General features: G+C 53.0%; 25 protein-coding genes and 3 tRNA genes. 12 read left to right on the top strand and 16 right to left on the bottom strand.

Features of this window, described 5'->3' with window-relative positions; genetic code table 11:
- Nucleotides 1-265: 265 nt before the first annotated feature.
- From KPHS_t00280 to KPHS_12450, 15 genes are all read right to left on the bottom strand, one after another.
- Nucleotides 266-342, bottom strand: a tRNA-Arg gene (locus tag KPHS_t00280).
- Between the two features lie 5 nt (nucleotides 343-347).
- Nucleotides 348-425: transfer RNA gene (locus KPHS_t00270), tRNA-Met, on the bottom strand.
- A 984-nt stretch (nucleotides 426-1,409) separates the two neighbouring features.
- Complete coding sequence (locus KPHS_12570) at nucleotides 1,410-1,532, bottom strand: hypothetical protein (RefSeq protein ID YP_005225557.1); 123 nt, start codon at nucleotides 1,530-1,532, stop codon at nucleotides 1,410-1,412.
- Between the two features lie 172 nt (nucleotides 1,533-1,704).
- Nucleotides 1,705-2,343, bottom strand: coding sequence for a putative ninG protein (locus KPHS_12560; RefSeq protein ID YP_005225556.1), 639 nt, complete (start codon nucleotides 2,341-2,343; stop codon nucleotides 1,705-1,707).
- Between the two features lie 162 nt (nucleotides 2,344-2,505).
- Nucleotides 2,506-2,961 carry a hypothetical protein gene (locus KPHS_12550; protein ID YP_005225555.1) on the bottom strand — a complete coding sequence of 152 codons (456 nt, stop codon included), beginning with the start codon at nucleotides 2,959-2,961 and terminating at the stop codon, nucleotides 2,506-2,508.
- A gap of 500 nt (nucleotides 2,962-3,461) precedes the next feature.
- Nucleotides 3,462-4,415 carry an Eaa1 gene (locus KPHS_12540; RefSeq protein YP_005225554.1) on the bottom strand — a complete coding sequence of 318 codons (954 nt, stop codon included), beginning with the start codon at nucleotides 4,413-4,415 and terminating at the stop codon, nucleotides 3,462-3,464.
- 514 nt (nucleotides 4,416-4,929) lie between these two features.
- Nucleotides 4,930-5,604, bottom strand: coding sequence for a RelE family toxin-antitoxin system (locus KPHS_12530; protein ID YP_005225553.1), 675 nt, complete (start codon nucleotides 5,602-5,604; stop codon nucleotides 4,930-4,932).
- On the bottom strand, nucleotides 5,597-5,728 hold the full coding sequence (locus tag KPHS_12520) for a hypothetical protein (RefSeq protein YP_005225552.1): 132 nt from the start codon (nucleotides 5,726-5,728) through the stop codon (nucleotides 5,597-5,599). Before KPHS_12520 ends, KPHS_12530 begins: the two co-directional genes overlap by 8 nt.
- Before the next feature lie 113 nt (nucleotides 5,729-5,841).
- Nucleotides 5,842-6,348, bottom strand: a complete 507-nt coding sequence (locus KPHS_12510) for a hypothetical protein (RefSeq protein YP_005225551.1) — start codon at nucleotides 6,346-6,348, stop codon at nucleotides 5,842-5,844.
- A complete protein-coding gene (locus KPHS_12500; RefSeq protein ID YP_005225550.1) occupies nucleotides 6,345-6,638 on the bottom strand; it encodes a protein ren in 294 nt (97 codons plus the stop codon). The genes KPHS_12510 and KPHS_12500 overlap by 4 nt, the downstream gene beginning before the upstream one ends.
- Nucleotides 6,638-8,053: a replicative DNA helicase gene (locus KPHS_12490; protein YP_005225549.1), complete on the bottom strand. Its 1,416-nt coding sequence runs from the start codon at nucleotides 8,051-8,053 to the stop codon at nucleotides 6,638-6,640. The genes KPHS_12500 and KPHS_12490 overlap by 1 nt, the downstream gene beginning before the upstream one ends.
- Before the next feature lie 4 nt (nucleotides 8,054-8,057).
- The gene (locus tag KPHS_12480; protein YP_005225548.1) at nucleotides 8,058-8,909 is read right to left on the bottom strand and encodes a hypothetical protein; all 852 of its coding nucleotides are present in this window, start codon (nucleotides 8,907-8,909) and stop codon (nucleotides 8,058-8,060) included.
- Between the two features lie 40 nt (nucleotides 8,910-8,949).
- Entirely contained in the window at nucleotides 8,950-9,096 is a 147-nt protein-coding gene (locus tag KPHS_12470) for a hypothetical protein (protein ID YP_005225547.1), read from the bottom strand.
- A gap of 85 nt (nucleotides 9,097-9,181) precedes the next feature.
- Entirely contained in the window at nucleotides 9,182-9,403 is a 222-nt protein-coding gene (locus tag KPHS_12460; protein ID YP_005225546.1) for a bacteriophage CII family protein, read from the bottom strand.
- A 39-nt stretch (nucleotides 9,404-9,442) separates the two neighbouring features.
- The gene (locus KPHS_12450; protein YP_005225545.1) at nucleotides 9,443-9,670 is read right to left on the bottom strand and encodes a Cro/Cl family transcriptional regulator; all 228 of its coding nucleotides are present in this window, start codon (nucleotides 9,668-9,670) and stop codon (nucleotides 9,443-9,445) included.
- Between the two features lie 422 nt (nucleotides 9,671-10,092).
- Between KPHS_12450 and KPHS_12440 the strand changes: the two genes are divergently transcribed.
- From KPHS_12440 to KPHS_12340, 11 genes are all read left to right on the top strand, one after another.
- Nucleotides 10,093-10,461, top strand: coding sequence for a regulatory protein CI bacteriophage origin (locus KPHS_12440; RefSeq protein ID YP_005225544.1), 369 nt, complete (start codon nucleotides 10,093-10,095; stop codon nucleotides 10,459-10,461).
- Nucleotides 10,462-11,047: 586 nt separating this feature from the next.
- Nucleotides 11,048-11,170 carry a hypothetical protein gene (locus KPHS_12430; protein YP_005225543.1) on the top strand — a complete coding sequence of 41 codons (123 nt, stop codon included), beginning with the start codon at nucleotides 11,048-11,050 and terminating at the stop codon, nucleotides 11,168-11,170.
- A 398-nt stretch (nucleotides 11,171-11,568) separates the two neighbouring features.
- A complete protein-coding gene (locus tag KPHS_12420) occupies nucleotides 11,569-11,694 on the top strand; it encodes a hypothetical protein (protein ID YP_005225542.1) in 126 nt (41 codons plus the stop codon).
- 279 nt (nucleotides 11,695-11,973) lie between these two features.
- Entirely contained in the window at nucleotides 11,974-12,258 is a 285-nt protein-coding gene (locus KPHS_12410) for a host nuclease inhibitor GamL (RefSeq protein ID YP_005225541.1), read from the top strand.
- An 11-nt stretch (nucleotides 12,259-12,269) separates the two neighbouring features.
- Complete coding sequence (locus KPHS_12400) at nucleotides 12,270-12,467, top strand: hypothetical protein (RefSeq protein YP_005225540.1); 198 nt, start codon at nucleotides 12,270-12,272, stop codon at nucleotides 12,465-12,467.
- A complete protein-coding gene (locus KPHS_12390; RefSeq protein YP_005225539.1) occupies nucleotides 12,437-12,772 on the top strand; it encodes a hypothetical protein in 336 nt (111 codons plus the stop codon). Before KPHS_12400 ends, KPHS_12390 begins: the two co-directional genes overlap by 31 nt.
- A complete protein-coding gene (locus tag KPHS_12380; protein ID YP_005225538.1) occupies nucleotides 12,769-13,392 on the top strand; it encodes a putative phage-like protein in 624 nt (207 codons plus the stop codon). Before KPHS_12390 ends, KPHS_12380 begins: the two co-directional genes overlap by 4 nt.
- Nucleotides 13,393-13,543: 151 nt before the next feature.
- Entirely contained in the window at nucleotides 13,544-14,071 is a 528-nt protein-coding gene (locus KPHS_12370) for a phage N-6-adenine-methyltransferase (RefSeq protein YP_005225537.1), read from the top strand.
- Complete coding sequence (locus KPHS_12360; protein ID YP_005225536.1) at nucleotides 14,068-14,838, top strand: hypothetical protein; 771 nt, start codon at nucleotides 14,068-14,070, stop codon at nucleotides 14,836-14,838. Before KPHS_12370 ends, KPHS_12360 begins: the two co-directional genes overlap by 4 nt.
- A gap of 216 nt (nucleotides 14,839-15,054) precedes the next feature.
- On the top strand, nucleotides 15,055-15,270 hold the full coding sequence (locus KPHS_12350) for a phage/conjugal plasmid C-4 type zinc finger protein, TraR family (protein YP_005225535.1): 216 nt from the start codon (nucleotides 15,055-15,057) through the stop codon (nucleotides 15,268-15,270).
- 213 nt (nucleotides 15,271-15,483) lie between these two features.
- Entirely contained in the window at nucleotides 15,484-16,647 is a 1,164-nt protein-coding gene (locus KPHS_12340) for a site-specific recombinase, phage integrase family (protein YP_005225534.1), read from the top strand.
- A 15-nt stretch (nucleotides 16,648-16,662) separates the two neighbouring features.
- On the opposite strand, the gene KPHS_t00260 is transcribed toward KPHS_12340, so the two are convergent.
- A tRNA-Arg gene (locus tag KPHS_t00260) sits at nucleotides 16,663-16,739 on the bottom strand.
- Between the two features lie 338 nt (nucleotides 16,740-17,077).
- Between KPHS_t00260 and KPHS_12330 the strand changes: the two genes are divergently transcribed.
- On the top strand, nucleotides 17,078-17,944 hold the full coding sequence (locus KPHS_12330) for a bifunctional 5,10-methylene-tetrahydrofolate dehydrogenase/ 5,10-methylene-tetrahydrofolate cyclohydrolase (protein YP_005225533.1): 867 nt from the start codon (nucleotides 17,078-17,080) through the stop codon (nucleotides 17,942-17,944).
- Nucleotide 17,945: the final 1 nt, after the last annotated feature.

Here is a 17,945-nt window from a genome sequence, read left to right as displayed (position 1 = left end):
GCGCATTCACCACAACGGAAAGAGCACCTCTATCTGCCGGGCCTCTGAATAATCTTCCAATCCAGCCCTATCAGTGCGTCGAAATGCTCTTACCTGTTATGGGCTCCGTTTCGTGGAGCAACGGCCAGTCGATCTAACTGACACTGGGGTAGGACTTATTTTAGGCGTTAATGCCCGTACTCCATATCTGGCGGCCTGCGACGCTGTTGCAGCAGCGCCCCTGATAAGTTGGGTTATGAGCCCGTCATCAGGTCAGGCCATTATCTGGTGCACCATTCAGGACTCGAACCTGAAACCGATAGCTTAGAAGGCTATCGCTCTCTCCGGTTGAGCTAATGGCGCTGAATTGGTGCTCGCATCAGGGATCGAACCTGAAATCATCCGATTATGAGTCGGGTGCTTTAACCTTGTTAAGCTATGCGAACAATCTGGTCCAGGGCTCTTGCGCGGCGGGTGTCGACGTGTCGTGCAGCACGTCTCAACCCAAGAGCCCTGACCGGATCGCAGGCATAAAAAAGCCCAAGGCGTTAACCTCGGGCTTGAATTCTTTACCGTAACAATTCACGGATTTATAGTGTTAGGGCGATGATATTCTAACTTTCGTCATTTTGCAAGCTGCAATCGTTATCGGAATCAAACTTTGCTAGTAACTTTCGATAAGATCGCATTTGCTGAAGATTCCGCCTTTTCAATCTCTGCAATTAAATTCTCATAGAATGGCTTAACGGCCTTGTCCCATACGCCAGGTGAAATAGCATCAGTAAACTGGCAGATGGCACGATAGCAGGACGCTGCCGGAAGGCGCTCATACCCCCTCCCTGAACATTGACGACAAGCACTCATAACTGGCACGCCCTGCTCCTCTGACTTCTTGCGATCCATTGCCACACCTCTCCCTCTGCACTTCACGCAGGATGTTGATATGACGCCTCGGCCACTACATTTCTTGCACGTTTCTTCCACCTGCTCTTTAGCTGTTTTTGCAGGCGTTTTCTCTCCACATCCGGGGTGCTTAACCACCAGTTCCTCCCTCCTGATTACGCCGCGGCCCTTACAGCATGAGCAGGTAAGCTGGCTAGCCGCTGATCGGCAATAATCCTGATATGCAAAAGTTGCGAGGGTTTGCAGGATCTTGCCCTTAACATTTGTCTCAAGCTTGCGAAAGGCTGCCACCTTATCGCAGTGCTTTACCCCGTATTGCATTAGCAACTGAACAGCTTTCTTTTTATCGACTTCGCTCAGATTCATCTTCCCGCTAAAAGCACTGAATCCAAGTGGGGCGCGACTTTGCACCATGCCGAATGCCGCCATAACATCAGTGCCAGTTAAAGAATCTGACGCGGTCGCCCTTGGTGCGTCTGAAAGCTGTGGCGATTTAGGAGAGTGAAATTTAACTGCGCTTTCGAGGTTCATGCTGCTTCTCCTAATGGCTGTTTGGTTTTGGTCTGGTTCTGGCTGTGCTTTGCTACTGGCGGCATCTTGGCGCGCATGACGCTTTCGGCCTGGTATCGGGCTATCTGGTCGCGGGTCATTGCTGAATCCTCAACGCTGCTTCGAGGTCAGCTTGCGGGATTGCCGGAAGCGTTCTTCGCTGATCGGCGGTAACGTTACGCATCCCCATAAAGACAATGCCTGCAGGTGTCTTTACCGCGGCAACATGCTTTGATCGGTACCAGTTGAGTAATGCGAGGGTGTTGTGGGTGCTCATGCTGCCTCCTGTTGACGGGCGCGGCGCTTCTCCAGCGCGCGGGCTTTGCGGGTGAAGATGGATTTGATGCGCTGCAGGTAGGGAATATCGAACCGGCGCGGCTCGTTATCAGCCTCAAGGCGCTCTACGCGATCCAGGCCAATGCGTTCAATCAGGTGAATGCGGTATTCAACGGCATTTCCGCTCAACTGCCGGTTGCAGCGGGTACAGGCGGAGTGGACATTGAACACGTTAAATTTCAGGTGCGACGCCGCACCACGGGAACGGTAATGACTGGCGTCAATTGCGCTGCCGGTCAGGTAGTTGCTCTTACCAATAAGCGGGTTTCCGCAGCTCACGCAGGGCTTACCTTCATCACGAATGCGAATATACCGGTTAAAGGCTGACTGAGCCTCTTTATCCCATTGAGCCTTTGTCTTGAATGACTCACGCTTAGCGCGGCGACGCTGGCGACCTTCCTTCTCGGATTCGCGCTGGCGCTTCACCGCCCTGGCCTTCGCCGCCTCCCGGGCTTTTGCTGTCTGTTTTTTGCCGATCGCGCTGGCGCATTCAAAACTGCATACCACCTGCCCTTCCCGGGCAGGATGGAACCATTCGCGGCAGTGGGCGCATTTACGGCGTGCTGGTTTACGCATGTGGCCTCCTTGCTCTCAGGCGGAGCCACTTCTTATCGACCAGGCGGGCTGTGTAGTCTTTCAGGGTCGGGATGTCGGAAGGCTTAACTTCGACCTTGCGTTTGCGGCGCGCCGGCACGCGGAAAATACCGCGCTCCATTACTTTGGCGAGAAGGCTGCTCATCAGGCCTCCTGCTTTTGCTGCAGTTGCTGATATTCGCAACCGTGTGGAATGGTGAGAGCCAGACCAAACTGAGCGCACCAGGCCTCTACTTTGGTCAGGAAGATGTGCATTTCGCCGGTATCAAGATCGGAGGTATGCCGGGGTTCCCAGGTTGTGGTTTTCTCACCGGTGATGAAGTCGGTGTATGTCACCTCTTCGCAGCCGAGATAGGTCTTTTTTAGGTTCCGCTTAACCCACTCGGGAGTTGCGTCGGTACGTCCTGAGTTAATCAGGTATTCGCTGATTTCCGCGTACCACATGTGACTGAGTGCGTTCTGGCTCAGGCTGCGTTTTTCACGCCACTCTTTGACCTGCAGGCGAAGACATTTCCCGTCAGAGAGCTGCTCCTGAAGAATCTTGCCTATAGCGCTGAAGTTGCCGTTGTGCAGCTTGATGCCGCATTGAGGGATGTTCACGCTTCACCTCCGCAGAGGCTAAACGCTGAATGCAGAAAATCGCCGGAGGCTTTCGCCATCGGTGACAGGGATTGCTGTAAGGTTTTGTGCGCCATGTGTCCCCACTTGGCGCCGGGGTAAAGTTGTCAGTTGTCCAGACTGACTAAGTAATTATCGCCCTTCCCGGGGATAAAAGCAAAATGAGCATATACGATAAAACCCCTCAGGAGAGGGGTTTGATTTCAACTGGAGGCTTTGCGTTCTGCGGGGGATTTAGGCATCGCCAACTTCCTCAAGAATCTTTGAAGCATCGATTTTACTAAGGCGATTAACCATGGCTTCCATCTCCCTGCGCATGATTTTTTGAAGCACCCTATCTCTTCTGAAATGGCAAGGTTGTGGCCTGTGCTTACGCTTTTCACGAAACGGAAGAGATGATGATTGCCAGTATCGCTTTCTGAGCGCCCCAGACTGCACCATGTCAGACCTGACGATTTCGCCTACCGTACTAGCCCTCGGCATCACCTCACCTCCTGCGGCCCAGCCGGCAGCGGCATCCAGTGGGTTATATTCTTGGCAATGAATTGGTTTGCCTGCCAAGCACCAAATATGAATGCGTAGGTAGTTACGTAACGATTATCCCAGCAAAGATATGCCCCATCATTTTCCGGCATCCGCTCGCTTACCGAAATCCATTTACCCGGTACGGTGGCAGGGTCACTGCCGGGAGACTGCGGGGCGGCTGCTAATGTGGAGTCAATGATATGCTGACGCATCCAGTTAGCTCCACGCGCAAACACGTCTACAGGGTCTCCATAGTAATATCCTATTTCATATGCCTGCCCTGATGTCATCTCATCAGGAATTACCAGCACTACCGGCGCTGGCTGCTCTTTGATGTGCAGGCGCGGCTCTCCGTCTTTCGGCTCCGGCCATTTACGCTGTTTATTGACTGCCAGTTTTTCAATCATTGCCTGCGTAATCTGCTCATCAGTGATGCCTGCACGACGCTGCGCATCCCACAGCAGAAACTGCATATCAGCCCACTCCGACAGGTCGCCAGGCTCGGCAGCGGCTTCCAGTGCTTCTTTGCTGAGGTGCTTCAGCGGGCCAACCGGTCCGACATTGCCAAAGGTAGCCTGTGACCACTCGGCATGCGCACTGCGTACCTGGTCACGTTCCGACGCTGGCTGCGCGTGGCGATAGAGCGGCGCATCCTCGGTCCCAGCAGAGGCAGAGATTACCTTTCTCATCCTGGCTGTATCGGTTGAACAGAAAAGCTGTCGCTCATTACAATCCTGCTCGCTGTCCATTGCGGCCTTGCGGCGTTCCTGCAGCTCTTCCAGAGCAATCGTCAGCGCGTAATAAAACGAGTGGTCAACTCGATTGTCGGCGCGTTCTGCGTTATCGCGCGCCAGTTTGACGCTGTTCAAAAGCTGGATGACGCTGTTTTCTGCTAACTGGTTATTGGTCATTGGTTGGCTCCTTCTGCTGCCCGGTTAACTATCACGCCGTCATAAATCTCATTTAGATGGCCTCTCAACTCCATCCGACGCAGTGCTGACAGCATGTAATCGCATTCGACCTGCTTATTGCCGGTGAATGGCTTATCCTCTGCGTTTCCCCAGCAACAGTTTCCCTGTGGCCATCCGTGAACCTTTCGAACCTTTCCATTGACTACATGCAGTAACCCCCAGCCTGGCGGAAGGTCTTCGACAGAGATAATCCCCGGCTCGCTGATAAAGAATCGCCAGTCACCCATGCCAAGCTCCGGGCGTATCCGGAAGCGTTTCTTCCTGTCTGCCAGTAGGTCGGCACGGGAACACTTCGCCTCTATCAGGCAGGATGCGAAATTCCTGAACCCCATCGCGTCTGGCTGCTCACCGGTACTGGTGACAGCGACAAAGCGATCGTGAAAGCAGACTTTGAAGCCGTTCCGCTTGAGGAATTGATAGGCTATCTGGCAAAGTTCATCATGTGTCAGTGCCATCACTCAGCCTCCACCTTGATGCCAGCGGCGGCCAGCGCTACCTTTACGTCCTGGCTGTAGTTATAAACACCATCAGACCAGACATATCTGTCCCCAGATACAATCTGCCGTAAGTCTGGCAGCTTCACGGTGCGGGCCTCCAGCCCGGCGATGCGCTGGCGCAGTGCTGTGTTATCGTCGAACAGCTCACAGATGTGGCGATTCTGCTTGCGAACGCGATTTTCGCTTTCAGTCATTTGCTGCTGCGCCTTCTCCAGCTTTTCGCTGTTAGCCTCAGCTGTTTTTCTCCACGTTGCGCAAATACGTTTCTCTGATTCCAGTGCCTCTACCAGCTCAACGTTTCGTTTTCCTTTGGCCTCAACCTGTCGATACAGCTCATCCCAACTTTTTGAGTTGTCGCGCACCAGACTTGTCACGCGCTCTTCACGTGACTTGTAATACTCCAGCGCCTCTACCAGCGCGAGAACGTTGGCAGGGTTAGCGGCCTGGACGAACTCGCGGTTCTCCGCTGCATCTGGACCTACGAAGTGCGCGATGATGAATCCGCCGTTGGCCTGGTCATTTGCGCTACAACACGCTTCCCAGCCGTCGCCAGATTCTTTAACCCAGTCGCCGTTACTCGCTTTCTCTGCCGCCGCTTTCAGGCTCTGCGCCAGTTCGGTGATATCAGTCATGCTGCACCTCCTGTTTGTTTTTATCTGCATAACGGATGTCGGCGCTGCGGTAGTCCATGCTGATATCCCACTCATAGCAGCCACAGGAAGCTCTAAGAACCTCATCGTCTCCTGTCGGGTTCATGTCGTACAACGCCTCAGCTATGACGTGAAGACGCTTTTCTGCTGGTATTTTTGCCAGCTCTGAGCGAATGTTTGAGATGTGCTCAGCTATCGGTCGCCTGAAGTCATTCCTGCTCATTTGTCGGCCCCCTCGCGCAGTTGCTTGGCGAAGTCGTCAGCAGCAAGTGCAATCCCTTTTGCTAAAGCGTCAAAAAACTGGTCATCACCAGGAATTCGAAGTTTTGCCGCAAACTCCTCCACCCCGTCAGCCTTAATCCCGGCTACGATGCGATCGGTGGCGGGGGTGGCAGGCGCATGCATAATTGCGACAAGCATTGCATCATGCATGCAATCCGCATCAGAGCATCCAAGCGCCTCTGCTGTTTTAAACTCCCGGTACATGTTTTTGAATGCATCCGTTTTGCACCATGCGTTGATGTCCTTCAGCGCCACATTCTCCGCAGCCAGTTGAGCATTTTGGTCTGCCAGCATATTCCCGGTTTTTATGGCGGCATCCAGTGAAGCGCTGCAAATGCGAAACTCTTTAGCCAGCTTCAGGAACTTCTGCTCTCTGATCGACAGCTCGCCTGCGCTCTCCATGGAGGCGATGAGCTTGTTTACTGCCTGTAGTGTGATAGTCATGCTGATGTTCTCCCGTAAACAGCCAGTACCCGCTTCATCGCCGGGCTTTGCCGACACTCGTTGAAAATCTGATTGGTGCTCTTCCTGCCTGCAATCTCTTCTTCGGTGGCCAACCGGTAGTAAACCGTACGCCACACGCGAGCTTCCGCTACCAGCACCCCCTGCTTTGCCAGGATATTTGCAGCCTGGTTGATGCAGGTATGCGTCATTCCGGACGCTGCGGCGACATCTGGAGAACTGCAGGTTTTATGCGTTTTCAGGTAGTTCAAAATTGCGTCTTTTCCTGTCATCAAAATCCACCCCGCTTGGTTGGTTTTTGCTCTTTCTCGCGCCGGCGCTGACTGGCAGCTTCCTGATCGCAGTCATAAATCGCTCCGTGACGTTGCTCGCAATAGACAACACCAGTCTCACCATGCCGGTTAAGGCGCAGGAGGAGCTCTGTGTCGCTCTGGTTTGCGTTCTCGTCGTAGGCGCCCTCCCGGTATATGGCCAGCCAGTAATCGCAGTCCTGCTCTATCTGGCCTGTGTCGCGGGAGTCGCTCGGCAGCGGTCGCTTGTTGGTTCGCTTCTCCAGATCCCGGTTGAGCTGAGTCAGGAGAACGACGACGCAATCCAGCTCCTTAGCAAGAATCTTCAGGCCTTTGGTGATCAGCCCGTAAGCAAGGTCATTTCGCTCTGCCTTATCGGCAGTCATCAGCGTCAGGTAGTCAACAAGGATCATTCCGACCTTGCCGCGTTCGCGCTTGATGCGACGTGACTCAGCCATGACATGCGCCAGTGAAATACCCGGTGTGTCATCAATCAGGAGATTGTTGGTTTCAATAAGGGCGCCCATTACACCGGTGGCCTTTTGCAGATCGCTGTTCCAGTCCCCGCGATAGCCGTAGTCATCCTTAGTCATGTCCGGGTAAAACAGGTTTGGAGAGATCCTCCCCTTCTGCGCAGTGATTTTCTCCACCATCTGCCCTTCCGGCATTTCGAGGGAGAACATAAGGGCCGGCTCGTTCTCGACCGTCGCGCAGTTGATCCCCATCTGGGTGTAGAGCGTGGTTTTACCCATCTTCGGGCGTGCGCCTATAACAAACAGGCTGCCACGCACAATGCGCTTCACACCGAGAAGTTCATCCAGAGAGCGGATCCCGGTCGACAACCCGCGGGAACGGCCATCCGGCTTGAGCCTTTCGTCGAATTCTGCTGACCAGTCAGTAACAGCGTCATAGAACGTGCGAAGCCCAGTCCGTCGCCCTGTTTTTACGTGCTCGGTTATCTCAGTGAATAATCCCTGAATTGCGTCAAACTTCTGTTCTGCCGTCATGCCGTTGCGGGCATAAAGCAACTCGATCGCCTTCGTTGTTTTCTCGATGCCGTAGCGCTCCATAGCGGTCTCACGAACACGCATCGCATATGCCACGATGTTCGCCGCGCTTGGCGTGTTCTTCGACATTTCAGCCAGGTATGCAAAGCCACCAACGGTCTCTGTCAGCCCCTTGCTTTCCAGAGCATCAAACAGGGTCAGCAGATCGACAGGCTTATGGTCGCGGTACATCTGGCGCATTTCAGCAAAAATGACCTGATGAGGGCGCGCGTAGAACGATTCTGGCTTGAGAATCGAAAGCACCTTCTGAGTACGCTCACTGTTGTCATCGTCAAGCAGGAGCCCGCCCAGCACGCTCTGCTCTGCTTCAATGCTGTGCGGAGGGGTCATGAAATCAGAGGTCATCACAGGCCCCCTCGCGCGTTTTGGCGTAGACATCGACGTTCAGGAAGTATTCCAGCGACTTGCGGCGCCAGGTTTTCCCGGTGCGCTGATCAGGGCGATTCTCAAGCATCCAGCGGCAGTTACTGGCGATGTAGCTCAGGTAAGACTCCCAGTCGGCCAGGGTAAAGCTGTGGCCATCAAGCTGACGGGTAATTTTGTTGGCTTTCTGCCAGAACGAGCGGATCAGGTTGCGGCGCTTATCAGTGAGGACCCTGATCCCCTGCGCTTCCGGTAGCACCTGGTGATAAACATCGACAACCTGCTCACAGCTGAGGGACTGTTTTTTAGGTTCGGATTTTGGTGACGCTGATGCACTCTCTTCTACGTCAGTAGAAGAGATATTATTTAATATATTGTTTGTGGCACTTTGTTGGCATTCTGTTGGCACAACCTCGCCGGTACGCAGCGTGGTTACTGGGTTTGCGTTGGCACTTTGTTGGCATTCTGTTGGCACAAAAAATTGCTGATAATCGTCATATTTGGTGACGGTTAAGAGTGTAAATTTCTTGTTTGCCAGGGTGGTGATCATGCCCATTTTCGCGAACTTGTTCAGCAGGTACTTAACCCTGTCAGGTGCTATTCCCGTGTCTTTCGACAGGGTATGTCGCCCGGTGATCACCTGACCGCGGGAAACCGGATACTCACCAAGCTCTGTGGTTACCATCCCGTCAGCTGAATTCACCTCCATGATGAGATGGATCCACAGATGGACGGCTTCACTGTCGGTCTTGTAGAACGGCAGTTCTCTTACTTTACGGTGCAGGAATACCAACCCCTGCCCTGATGGCTGAGGTTTCTCCATGGGCTTCTGAGACCCTCTAAAATCGGATATGCGGAGAACGTTACTCACGGCCTTCCTCCTTCCGTTTCAGCTCTTCCAGGATGGCGCGCATTTTCATGCCAACCACCGGGTTAACCGAGCGAATGAAGCGGTCGCGGGTAACATTTTTGTGTGTTTGTGCCTGGTAAAATCTGTTGCTCTTAGGCATAATTACTCCTGTGAATTGATCCAGTTAATTCGCGTAGAAAGCCGTTAGTGTTAGCGCACTGCGGCTTTCGCCTTTCTGTTCCCACTCATGCTTCAAAATCACCTTTCTCTCCCGGCCTGTTAGAAATCAGGATGGCCAGCAGTAGCGACATGTTCGGCAGCAGGCTTTCCCGCCAGCGACTCACCGTCGACTTATTCACTCCGGCCACTTTGGCGATATTCGTGGTTCCCAGTTCAGCTATCTGGCTGTGTAACCAGCTTTCTATCCTGCGAGCCTCCACTTTGTTGCGTGTCGTTGAACTCTCCATTTGTGATACTTCCTCTGGTGTTGATTGAAAGGCCGCCGGTTAGGCGGCTTTAGGCTTGCTGACTTCCCGGATCTGAGCAGCGGTAAACTGGCCGCCAGAAGCGAGAGCGATCTTTTCTGCGTAGTTGGTTTCGTCGGTGTAATCCGTCCTCGGCAGGCTTCCGTTAGCAATCCATTTGTAAATTGCGCGCGGCGAGCAACCACAGGCTTCAGCTACGACAGGAACCCGAATCTTTTTGATGATTTCGCCAAGACTATTCGGTGCCATGTTTAACCCTCGATAATGAACTGTAAGTACATATTAAGTCGGAACTGATAGTTCACGCAAGTGATATTATGATTGAACATATGGTTCATGAAGAAAGAGCGCGAAAAGAATTCTCTCAGAGGCTAGCGCTGGCCTGCGATAAAGCTGGATTGATACCACATGGTCGACAGGCTGAGATCGCCAAGAGGATGAAGTTGACCCCTAAGGCCGTAAGCAAATGGTTCAATGGAGAGTCGATTCCAAGACGCGGAACGCTGAAGGCACTGGCGTCTCACATTGGTACGTCAGCGTCGTATCTGCTCGGTGATGTCGATGAGGACGGAATCGATACAGAGACAACCACAACCCTTAAGGATGTCTTTCGCATTGACCTATTGGATATAACGGTTAGCGCTGGACCAGGCGTTATCAATCAGGAGTTCGTGGAGATCCTCCACTCGGTTGAGTATGCGCCAGCGGAAGCCCGGCATATGTTCGATGGGCGTAAGGCTGAGAACATCAGGATCATCAACGTCCGGGGCGACAGCATGTCTGGGACGATTGAGCCGGGCGATCTGCTGTTCGTCGACATCAGCGTTAAGAGCTTTGACGGCGACGGGATATACGCCTTCCTGTACGACGACACTGCACATGTTAAGCGCCTGCAAAAGATGAAGGACAAGCTGCTGGTTATCTCAGATAACAAGAGCTATGCAGCCTGGGACCCGATCGAGAAAGACGAAATGAATCGGGTGTTCGTGTTCGGCAAGGTGATCGGCAGCATGCCGCAGACGTACAGGAAGCATGGTTAGCCATCAGCCTATCGAAGCGATTAAGTAATTTTTATGACCACTATCTTTCAAAGGTTGATGCTTAGTGTATGATGAGTTTAAAGCCGTATATGCTTAATTACGTGTCAACATATTTTTGTAAGATCCGGTCAGAATGTTCCTTTTTTGAGCGATTCTTGTTGAAAACCTCTTTAAGGGATCCTATATAAGGAGTATAGTTAGTGTCCCATGAGTTCAGAGACGCCGTTAAGGTTGATGGTGCTGAAGCTTCTATTGAAGAGAAGCAGCTTTACCAAGTACAAATTGCGGTGAAATCATTAATAGATTTTGTTGTCACAAGCTTTGAACAGCTTGGTATTGAGAAGCTTCATGAGTTGGTTGACCCGTCATTAGACGAACTCCATGAGATAATTCTCAAACTGGACAACAAGGCTAAAGAGTTGGGTGCTCTTGATTTGCAACAAGTGCTACTTACAGCTCAAATACTAATCAGGGATATAAAAGATAAGAACCCTGACATGTGTGCCATTGGCTCTAGAACTCTGAAAAGAGCTACTATTTTTAAGTGATTTTTTTTGCAATGAGGTCCTATAGGAGGCGCATGCACATGAATAAACAACAAATTATCGCTGACATGCTTAAACTGGCTGATCGACTGAACGAAATTGTCGCTGGCATGGAAGAGCGTAAGCAAACCATGCTTGCAGAAATGCACCGCAAGGCAGCTTGACATAAAGTAAGTTAAAAGCAAAACCCGGCCCGTCAGCCGGGTTTTTTATTGCCCTACTCTTCCCTCAGCATCAGCACGTCCAGTGCCAGCTCCACAGCCAAACAACCATCACCAAAAACAAAACGTAAAATAAATATACTTTAAGTTCATTGACTTACATTGAAATGAACTATTTCCAAATTAAAAATGTACTTTTGGTACTTTACATTGATGAACCATTAGTACATTATCATCTCATCCAAACAACACCGGCAACGCCGGGGTGAAGTCAAAACGTCCCGTTAGCCGCGATAAGGCAAAGGTGAAGAGATGATCCGCGAAGAAGACAAGCCTGCATGGCGTAATTTTTGGTTAAAGGTCGTTCCGTTTTTGGTTGCTGTCCTTTTTTTTAGCTTCGCATGCTGGGGTGGAAAATGAGCAAACAAGGCATTCGTTCACTGATTTACTGCCTGCTGATCTGCGGCGTTATCTGGACAGCGTTGATTATCAAAATCCTGCACTTTACGGGGGTGTTCAATGGTTAGTCATCATTACGGGACACAGACCGTTAACCGCGGCGCCGTTCTGCCAGGGATGCTCGTTAAGCATCGGGAAATCACCTGGACAGCATCAGCAAATAAACGCGGCCGCCTGTACCTGCATCGCGGGATTGAGCGGACTTACACAACCGACTTGCTGGTTGAAGTTTATCTGAACGGGTTGGGACAAGGTCTCAGCCGGTAATCGAAACGAAGAATTTAACTGAGCTATCAGGCGGCTTTCATCGCGCCGGGATTCTTACAACCAAATTTCAGGAGCGAGCTATGAACGCATACCGCGCATACGACGTGATCGAAGAGCGTAAGTGGGCTGAGCAAACGCTGGACGAAGAGAAGGAAAAGTGGATTGAAGATCGGGCAAAAGAGGTCTTTGACAGCCTACCAGAAGACCCTTACGTGGCGCTGCGCCAGTCTGCATCATCCAAAGCGTTTCCATATGAAGGCCTCCGTAGCGATAAGGCTGTCGAGGTATACAACGATTTGCGCACAGCAATAGCTTACGCCCAGGCGGAATACGACTGGGATCACCGCACCGGCTGCCCGTTTTAAGGATGCATGAAATGTCTGAATCTAAAACTCACTACCGAAAAGCTTTTGACTCTCCCTATCTGAGCAGCGCCGACATCGTTGAGCCCACGGTGCTTACGATCGCCCGGGCAACGTTAGAAAGCGACAAAACCAAAAAACTAAAGACGTTTTTAACACCGCTTATTTTGAGGAGCGCGAGTTGCGCCCTGGCGAAAAGCTTAAGCCAATGATCCTGAATGCCACCAACAGCAAGATGCTGAAAAGCATTACCGGATCGCCATTCCTTGAGGATTGGGTCGGCGTGAAAGTCACTGTTTACGTCGATAAAAATGTCAGGTTCGGAAAGGAATCGGTTGAAGGTCTCCGCTTAAGCCCAGCGCGCGTTTCAAAACCTGTGCTTTCGCCGGAAAAAACGCAGGCATGGAATAACGCTAAGGCCGCCTTCAAGCGCGATGGCAACCTGGATGCAGTGCTGGCGAGAATGGACATTTCTCCAGAGCATCGCCGCCAACTGGAACAGGAGTGCTCAGCATGATCTGGCATGACGTCGAGCAAAACGGGGAAGAGTGGGATGCTCTTCGCCTGGGGAAGGCTACCGCTTCAAACTTCGGCTTGATTATGGCTAACGATGGCAAGGCGTTTGGTGAGCCAGCCAAGCGTTATGCGCTTCAGTTAGCTCTTGAGCAGATTAAAGGGTGCAAGTCTGAGTTTGGATTCACAAACGACCATATGGAGCGCGGCCACGAACAGGAGCCAATCGCTCGCATGCTGTACGAAGAGATGAACTTCGTCGACGTGGATAACGGCGGTTTCTTTGATCACGAAACGTATGGGGATAGTCCAGACGGACTCGTTGGCCGGGACGGGTTGGTTGAGATTAAGTCGGTAATTGCCGCCACTCACTACGCCACCCTCACCCGCGGCGCCTTCGATCCGGCATACAGATGGCAACTAATCGGCCACCTTGATTGCTCTGGCCGGGATTGGGTTGACTTCATCAGCTACTGCTCTGATTTCCCTGACGGAAAGCAACTCATTGTTTACCGTCTGACGGCCGCTGAGTGCCAATCAGAGATAGCCCGCCTTCGCGCGAGAAGGAATGAGTTCCTCTCCCTTGTGGCAGAGACCAAGCGAATGATACTGGAGATCGAATGAAACATTACCGCGACGCCATAACCGTAGGAAAAGTGAAGTGCATGTACTCCGTCCTTCATCGTGGCTGGCTAATGCCATCGGGTGAAGTGGTAAGAAACCCGTTAAAGGCTCAGAGGCTGGCTGAAGAGCTGGACAAGAAAAGAGGTGCGCAATGACTGATTATGGCGGATCGAAAACTCCAAAAAATGAACGTGACTACTGGCAAACGCCGATTGAAATTTTCAACGCGCTCGACCGCGAGTTTGGCTTCTGGCTGGATGCTGCAGCCTCTGAGAGTAATGCGCTATGCGCTCACTATATCACTGAGCTGGATGACTCGCTGAACAGCGAATGGACGTCATACGGGGCGATCTGGTGTAACCCGCCCTATTCCGATATTGGGCCGTGGGTGGAAAAGGCAGCCGAGCAATCCCGGGCGCAGTCTCAGGCTGTAGTGATGTTGTTACCGGCTGACATTTCTACCGGCTGGTTTATTTCAGCCATGCAATCAGCTGATGAACTCAGACTCATAACCGGCGGCCGTGTTCAGTTTGTTCCGGCATCCGTTACAGGAAAGCGCAAGAGCAACCCCAAAGGCTCGCTCCTGTTTATCTGGCGCCCGTACATCACCCCGCGACACATCATCACGACCGTATCGCTGACTGAGTTAAAGCGGATCGGGAATCTGGAGGCGGCATGAGCAAAGGAACCATTATCTGTCTGTGCGATATCACTGGCGTCATGGCTGAGCCATGGGTCGAAGCAGGTTATCGTGCCGTTCTGGTGGACCCGCAGCACCCTGAGACCTCGATCGACGGTCCTGTTGAGCGCATATCGGCAACCATCCTTGAGGCGATGCCGCGGCTATCTCAGATCATCCGCTCTGAGAACATCGTCATCGTCATCGGCTTCCCACCATGCACGGACGTGGCTGTTTCCGGGTCCCGCTGGTTCGAGTCCAAGCGCGCCAAAGACCCGCATTTCCAGGGCAAGGCCGCGCTGGTCGCTGAGCAATGCCGGATGGTTGGCTTGGCGGCTGGCTGCCCGTGGGCATTCGAAAACCCGGTGAGCGTGTTCAGTAGCATCTTCGGCTCTGCCGATTACACGTTCCATCCGTACCAGTTCACTGGGCTGTGCGCGGATGACAACTACACGAAGCAGACATGCCTCTGGACGGGTAACGGCTTCAAGGCGCCGGCAGAGAATATGCACCCGATGGTTGAAGCGGCTATCGACGCCGTGAAGCTGGCCTGCGGCCGCATGATGCCGAAGAAAAAGGCGATCGAGGCCATATCCGGAACGTCCTTTGCCGGATTGGTGACTGACTGGTACCCGGACAACCGTATTCACGAATGCCCACCCAGCGACGAGCGCGCCAACATTCGCAGCGCTACTCCCCTGGGCTTTGCAAGGGCCGTTTTCCTTTCGAATGCACCCCACCTCAATAAGAAACGGGAGGCAGCATGACGCCAGAAGAAAAGAAAAATGCGCTCAGAAGCATCGCGCGCAGGGCTAACGATGAGGTTAAGGCACAACGGCGGTCATCTCCCGCTTTAAGTTGCGACGAGATATCACGACCGATCCTCAACGGATGCATGCCGCTGATAAAGCAGCTTGGGTTAACGCCAAGCCATCTCTATGTGGAGATAGGTATTTTGAACGGATATATAAAGGAGCGCTGACATGCCAGAAATCATTGATCAAGCCAACGAGCTGGCAGAGCGCCGGCTGGAAATGACCATCCAGAACATGCGCATCAACCATAACGCAGTTTCAGCTACTCATTGCCGCGACTGCGGGGAAGAGATACCCGAGCGGCGCCGGGAACTGGTGGCAGGATGCCAGCGCTGTGCTGATTGTCAGGAAGACGAGGAATTACGCGGTAAGCATCGGAGGTGATATGGCATCTGACAAACCGATAACAGCACAGCAGGCCGCCGATTTGCTCATCGTGTCTGCGCGGGTGATCTACCGCCTGATTGAGTCTGGGGAGCTCGCCGGCCGCAAGGTCGGCAACAAGTACAGAACGACCGAGGCTGCGTGTATTGCATATTTGAAAACCCCGCGCGATCCTGTCATCGCGAACGCGGGTGAACATAAAGGAGAAGTTTTATGTCAATCACCCTCAGGGGCGGCGTGTGGCACTGTCATTTCTTTACGCCGTCAGGAAAAAGAGTTAGGCGATCTCTTGGCACGGGGGACAAAAAGCAGGCTCAGGAGCTCCACGACAAGCTGAAGGCGGAAGCGTGGCGGGTTGACCAGATCGGCGACCTGCCCGTCAGAACCTTCGAAGAGTGCTGCATCCGGTGGCTGCGCGAAAAAGACCATAAGCGATCGCTGGATGATGACAAAACCAAAATTGAGTTTTGGCTGCAGCATTTTTCCGGACGTGATATCTCGAAGATAACGGCGGAGGAAGTTCATGAAGCCGTTAATGGGATGAACAACCGTAAGCACCTTCAGGTGTGGGAGAGTAAGCGTGATGCCGCGATGAGGAAGGGAAAGCCGGTTCCGGAGTACAAACCACGGCAGGTTTCGCAGGCGACGAAGGCGCAACACCTTTCCTTCATTCGTTCCCTTCTCAGGGCCGCGGCGAATGACTGGGGCTGGATAAAAACAGCTCCAGTTATCAAAACCCGCAAGCCGATCAGTAAGAGGATACGGTGGCTGACCAGAGAAGAAGCTGAGCGGTTGATCGAGTGCATGCCGGAGAGCATTAAGCCAGTGGTGATATTTGCACTGGCAACCGGCCTGCGCCGCTCAAACATCATCGGTCTTGAGTGGCAGCAGGTCGATATGCAGAGAAAGGTTGCATGGGTAAATCCGGAGAACGCAAAAGCGGGCAAGGCGATTGGCGTAGCTCTGAATGATACCGCATGCAGGGTATTAAGGGATCAGATAGGGAAGCACTCCCGGTGGGTGTTTGTTCACACGACGGCAAAGCATCGCCCTGATGGGACACTGACGCCCGCGGTTAGAAAAATGCGTGTGGATGACAATAACGCCTGGCGCGCCGGGTTGAAAAAAGCGGGGATCGAGGATTTCCGTTTTCACGACCTCCGGCACACTTGGGCGAGCTGGCTAATTCAGTCCGGCGTCCCGCTTTCTGTTTTACAGGAAATGGGAGGATGGGAGAGCATCGAGATGGTACGTCGTTATGCTCACCTGGCGCCGAACCACCTGACCGAACACGCACGGAAAATTGACGCCATTTTTGGCGCTAGCGACACAAATACGACACAAGGAGGAAATCAGGCTGGTTTAAAACTGGCGTAAGTGCTTGTTTCTTAATGGCACGCCCTACAGGATTCGAACCTGTGACCTACGGCTTAGAAGGCCGTTGCTCTATCCAGCTGAGCTAAGGGCGCCCTGAGAAGCGAGTGCTTCGCGGAGTGAAACGCGTGGAATTATACGGTCCACGTCGGTTGAGTCAATCCATTTTGCCAGGAAACTGCGGGCTTATACGACGCTGGCGAAATATCCCCCACCAACTGTACAAGAAGCATACCGCTGGGGCTCATGCGCGCGTAAATCGACTCAGTGGCCAGGCGCAACGCACCAATAACCATGTAATAACCATGGTCATAACAGGCTAAATTAGCCTCAGACAGGATAAAACAGCAAACGAGGACTGACAGCGAGGCCCGCTTCTGACAAAATATCCTCATCCCCCTTTCGTAAAGATACAGATGGAATCCTCTCTCTGATGGCAGCAAAAATTATTGACGGTAAAACGATTGCGCAGCAGGTACGCTCTGAGGTTGCGGAAAAAGTGAAGGCTCGCGTTGCGGCCGGAAAACGCGCCCCTGGGCTGGCCGTGGTGCTGGTCGGCAGCAACCCGGCCTCGCAGATTTATGTCGGCAGCAAGCGCAAAGCATGTGAAGAAGTGGGCTTCGTCTCCCGCTCTTACGATCTCCCGGAAACCACCAGCGAAGCCGAGCTGCTGGAGCTTATCGACACTCTGAATGCCGATAAGACCATCGACGGTATTCTGGTTCAGCTGCCCCTGCCGGCAGGGATCGATAACGTCAAAGTTCTCGAGCGCATCGCGCCGGATAAAGACGTCGACGGCTTCCATCCTTACAACGTTGGCCGCCTGTGCCAGCGCGCGCCGCGCCTGCGTCCGTGCACTCCGCGCGGTATCGTGACCTTGCTGGAACGCTACAATATCGACACCTACGGCCTCAATGCGGTGGTCATTGGCGCCTCCAATATCGTCGGTCGCCCGATGAGTATGGAGCTGCTGCTGGCCGGCTGCACCACCACCGTCACCCACCGCTTTACAAAAAACCTGCGCCATCATGTCGAAAACGCCGACCTGCTGATCGTCGCGGTGGGCAAACCGGGCTTTATTCCTGGCGAGTGGATTAAAGAAGGGGCGATTGTGGTCGATGTCGGCATCAACCGTCTGGAAAGCGGCAAAGTGGTCGGCGACGTGGTGTATGAAGATGCCGCCGAACGCGCGTCCTACATCACCCCGGTTCCCGGCGGCGTTGGCCCGATGACCGTCGCCACCCTGATCCAGAACACGCTGCAGGCGTGCGAAGAGTATCACGACGTTGAGGAGGCCTGAG

Origin of the sequence: Klebsiella pneumoniae subsp. pneumoniae HS11286 (assembly GCF_000240185.1) — a bacterium.
GTDB lineage: Bacteria > Pseudomonadota > Gammaproteobacteria > Enterobacterales > Enterobacteriaceae > Klebsiella > Klebsiella pneumoniae.
Note: the sequence above shows the minus strand (reverse complement) of the source record. Positions and strands in the feature narration are given on the sequence as shown.

Excerpts from the sequence above, each read along its gene's own strand:
- KPHS_12570 (YP_005225557.1), bottom strand. The coding sequence starts at position 1,532 with ATGACCCGCGACCAGATAGCCCGATACCAGGCCGAAAGCGTCATGCGC.
- KPHS_12560 (YP_005225556.1), bottom strand. The coding sequence starts at position 2,343 with ATGCGTAAACCAGCACGCCGTAAATGCGCCCACTGCCGCGAATGGTTC.
- KPHS_12540 (YP_005225554.1), bottom strand. The coding sequence starts at position 4,415 with ATGACCAATAACCAGTTAGCAGAAAACAGCGTCATCCAGCTTTTGAAC.
- KPHS_12530 (YP_005225553.1), bottom strand. The coding sequence starts at position 5,604 with ATGACTGATATCACCGAACTGGCGCAGAGCCTGAAAGCGGCGGCAGAG.
- KPHS_12520 (YP_005225552.1), bottom strand. The coding sequence starts at position 5,728 with ATGAACCCGACAGGAGACGATGAGGTTCTTAGAGCTTCCTGTGGCTGC.
- KPHS_12510 (YP_005225551.1), bottom strand. The coding sequence starts at position 6,348 with ATGACTATCACACTACAGGCAGTAAACAAGCTCATCGCCTCCATGGAG.
- KPHS_12500 (YP_005225550.1), bottom strand. The coding sequence starts at position 6,638 with ATGACAGGAAAAGACGCAATTTTGAACTACCTGAAAACGCATAAAACC.
- KPHS_12490 (YP_005225549.1), bottom strand. The coding sequence starts at position 8,053 with ATGACCCCTCCGCACAGCATTGAAGCAGAGCAGAGCGTGCTGGGCGGG.
- KPHS_12480 (YP_005225548.1), bottom strand. The coding sequence starts at position 8,909 with ATGGAGAAACCTCAGCCATCAGGGCAGGGGTTGGTATTCCTGCACCGT.
- KPHS_12470 (YP_005225547.1), bottom strand. The coding sequence starts at position 9,096 with ATGCCTAAGAGCAACAGATTTTACCAGGCACAAACACACAAAAATGTT.
- KPHS_12460 (YP_005225546.1), bottom strand. The coding sequence starts at position 9,403 with ATGGAGAGTTCAACGACACGCAACAAAGTGGAGGCTCGCAGGATAGAA.
- KPHS_12450 (YP_005225545.1), bottom strand. The coding sequence starts at position 9,670 with ATGGCACCGAATAGTCTTGGCGAAATCATCAAAAAGATTCGGGTTCCT.
- KPHS_12430 (YP_005225543.1), top strand. The coding sequence starts at position 11,048 with ATGAATAAACAACAAATTATCGCTGACATGCTTAAACTGGCTGATCGA.
- KPHS_12420 (YP_005225542.1), top strand. The coding sequence starts at position 11,569 with ATGCTGGGGTGGAAAATGAGCAAACAAGGCATTCGTTCACTGATTTAC.
- KPHS_12410 (YP_005225541.1), top strand. The coding sequence starts at position 11,974 with ATGAACGCATACCGCGCATACGACGTGATCGAAGAGCGTAAGTGGGCT.
- KPHS_12400 (YP_005225540.1), top strand. The coding sequence starts at position 12,270 with ATGTCTGAATCTAAAACTCACTACCGAAAAGCTTTTGACTCTCCCTAT.
- KPHS_12380 (YP_005225538.1), top strand. The coding sequence starts at position 12,769 with ATGATCTGGCATGACGTCGAGCAAAACGGGGAAGAGTGGGATGCTCTT.
- KPHS_12370 (YP_005225537.1), top strand. The coding sequence starts at position 13,544 with ATGACTGATTATGGCGGATCGAAAACTCCAAAAAATGAACGTGACTAC.
- KPHS_12360 (YP_005225536.1), top strand. The coding sequence starts at position 14,068 with ATGAGCAAAGGAACCATTATCTGTCTGTGCGATATCACTGGCGTCATG.
- KPHS_12350 (YP_005225535.1), top strand. The coding sequence starts at position 15,055 with ATGCCAGAAATCATTGATCAAGCCAACGAGCTGGCAGAGCGCCGGCTG.
- KPHS_12340 (YP_005225534.1), top strand. The coding sequence starts at position 15,484 with ATGTCAATCACCCTCAGGGGCGGCGTGTGGCACTGTCATTTCTTTACG.
- KPHS_12330 (YP_005225533.1), top strand. The coding sequence starts at position 17,078 with ATGGCAGCAAAAATTATTGACGGTAAAACGATTGCGCAGCAGGTACGC.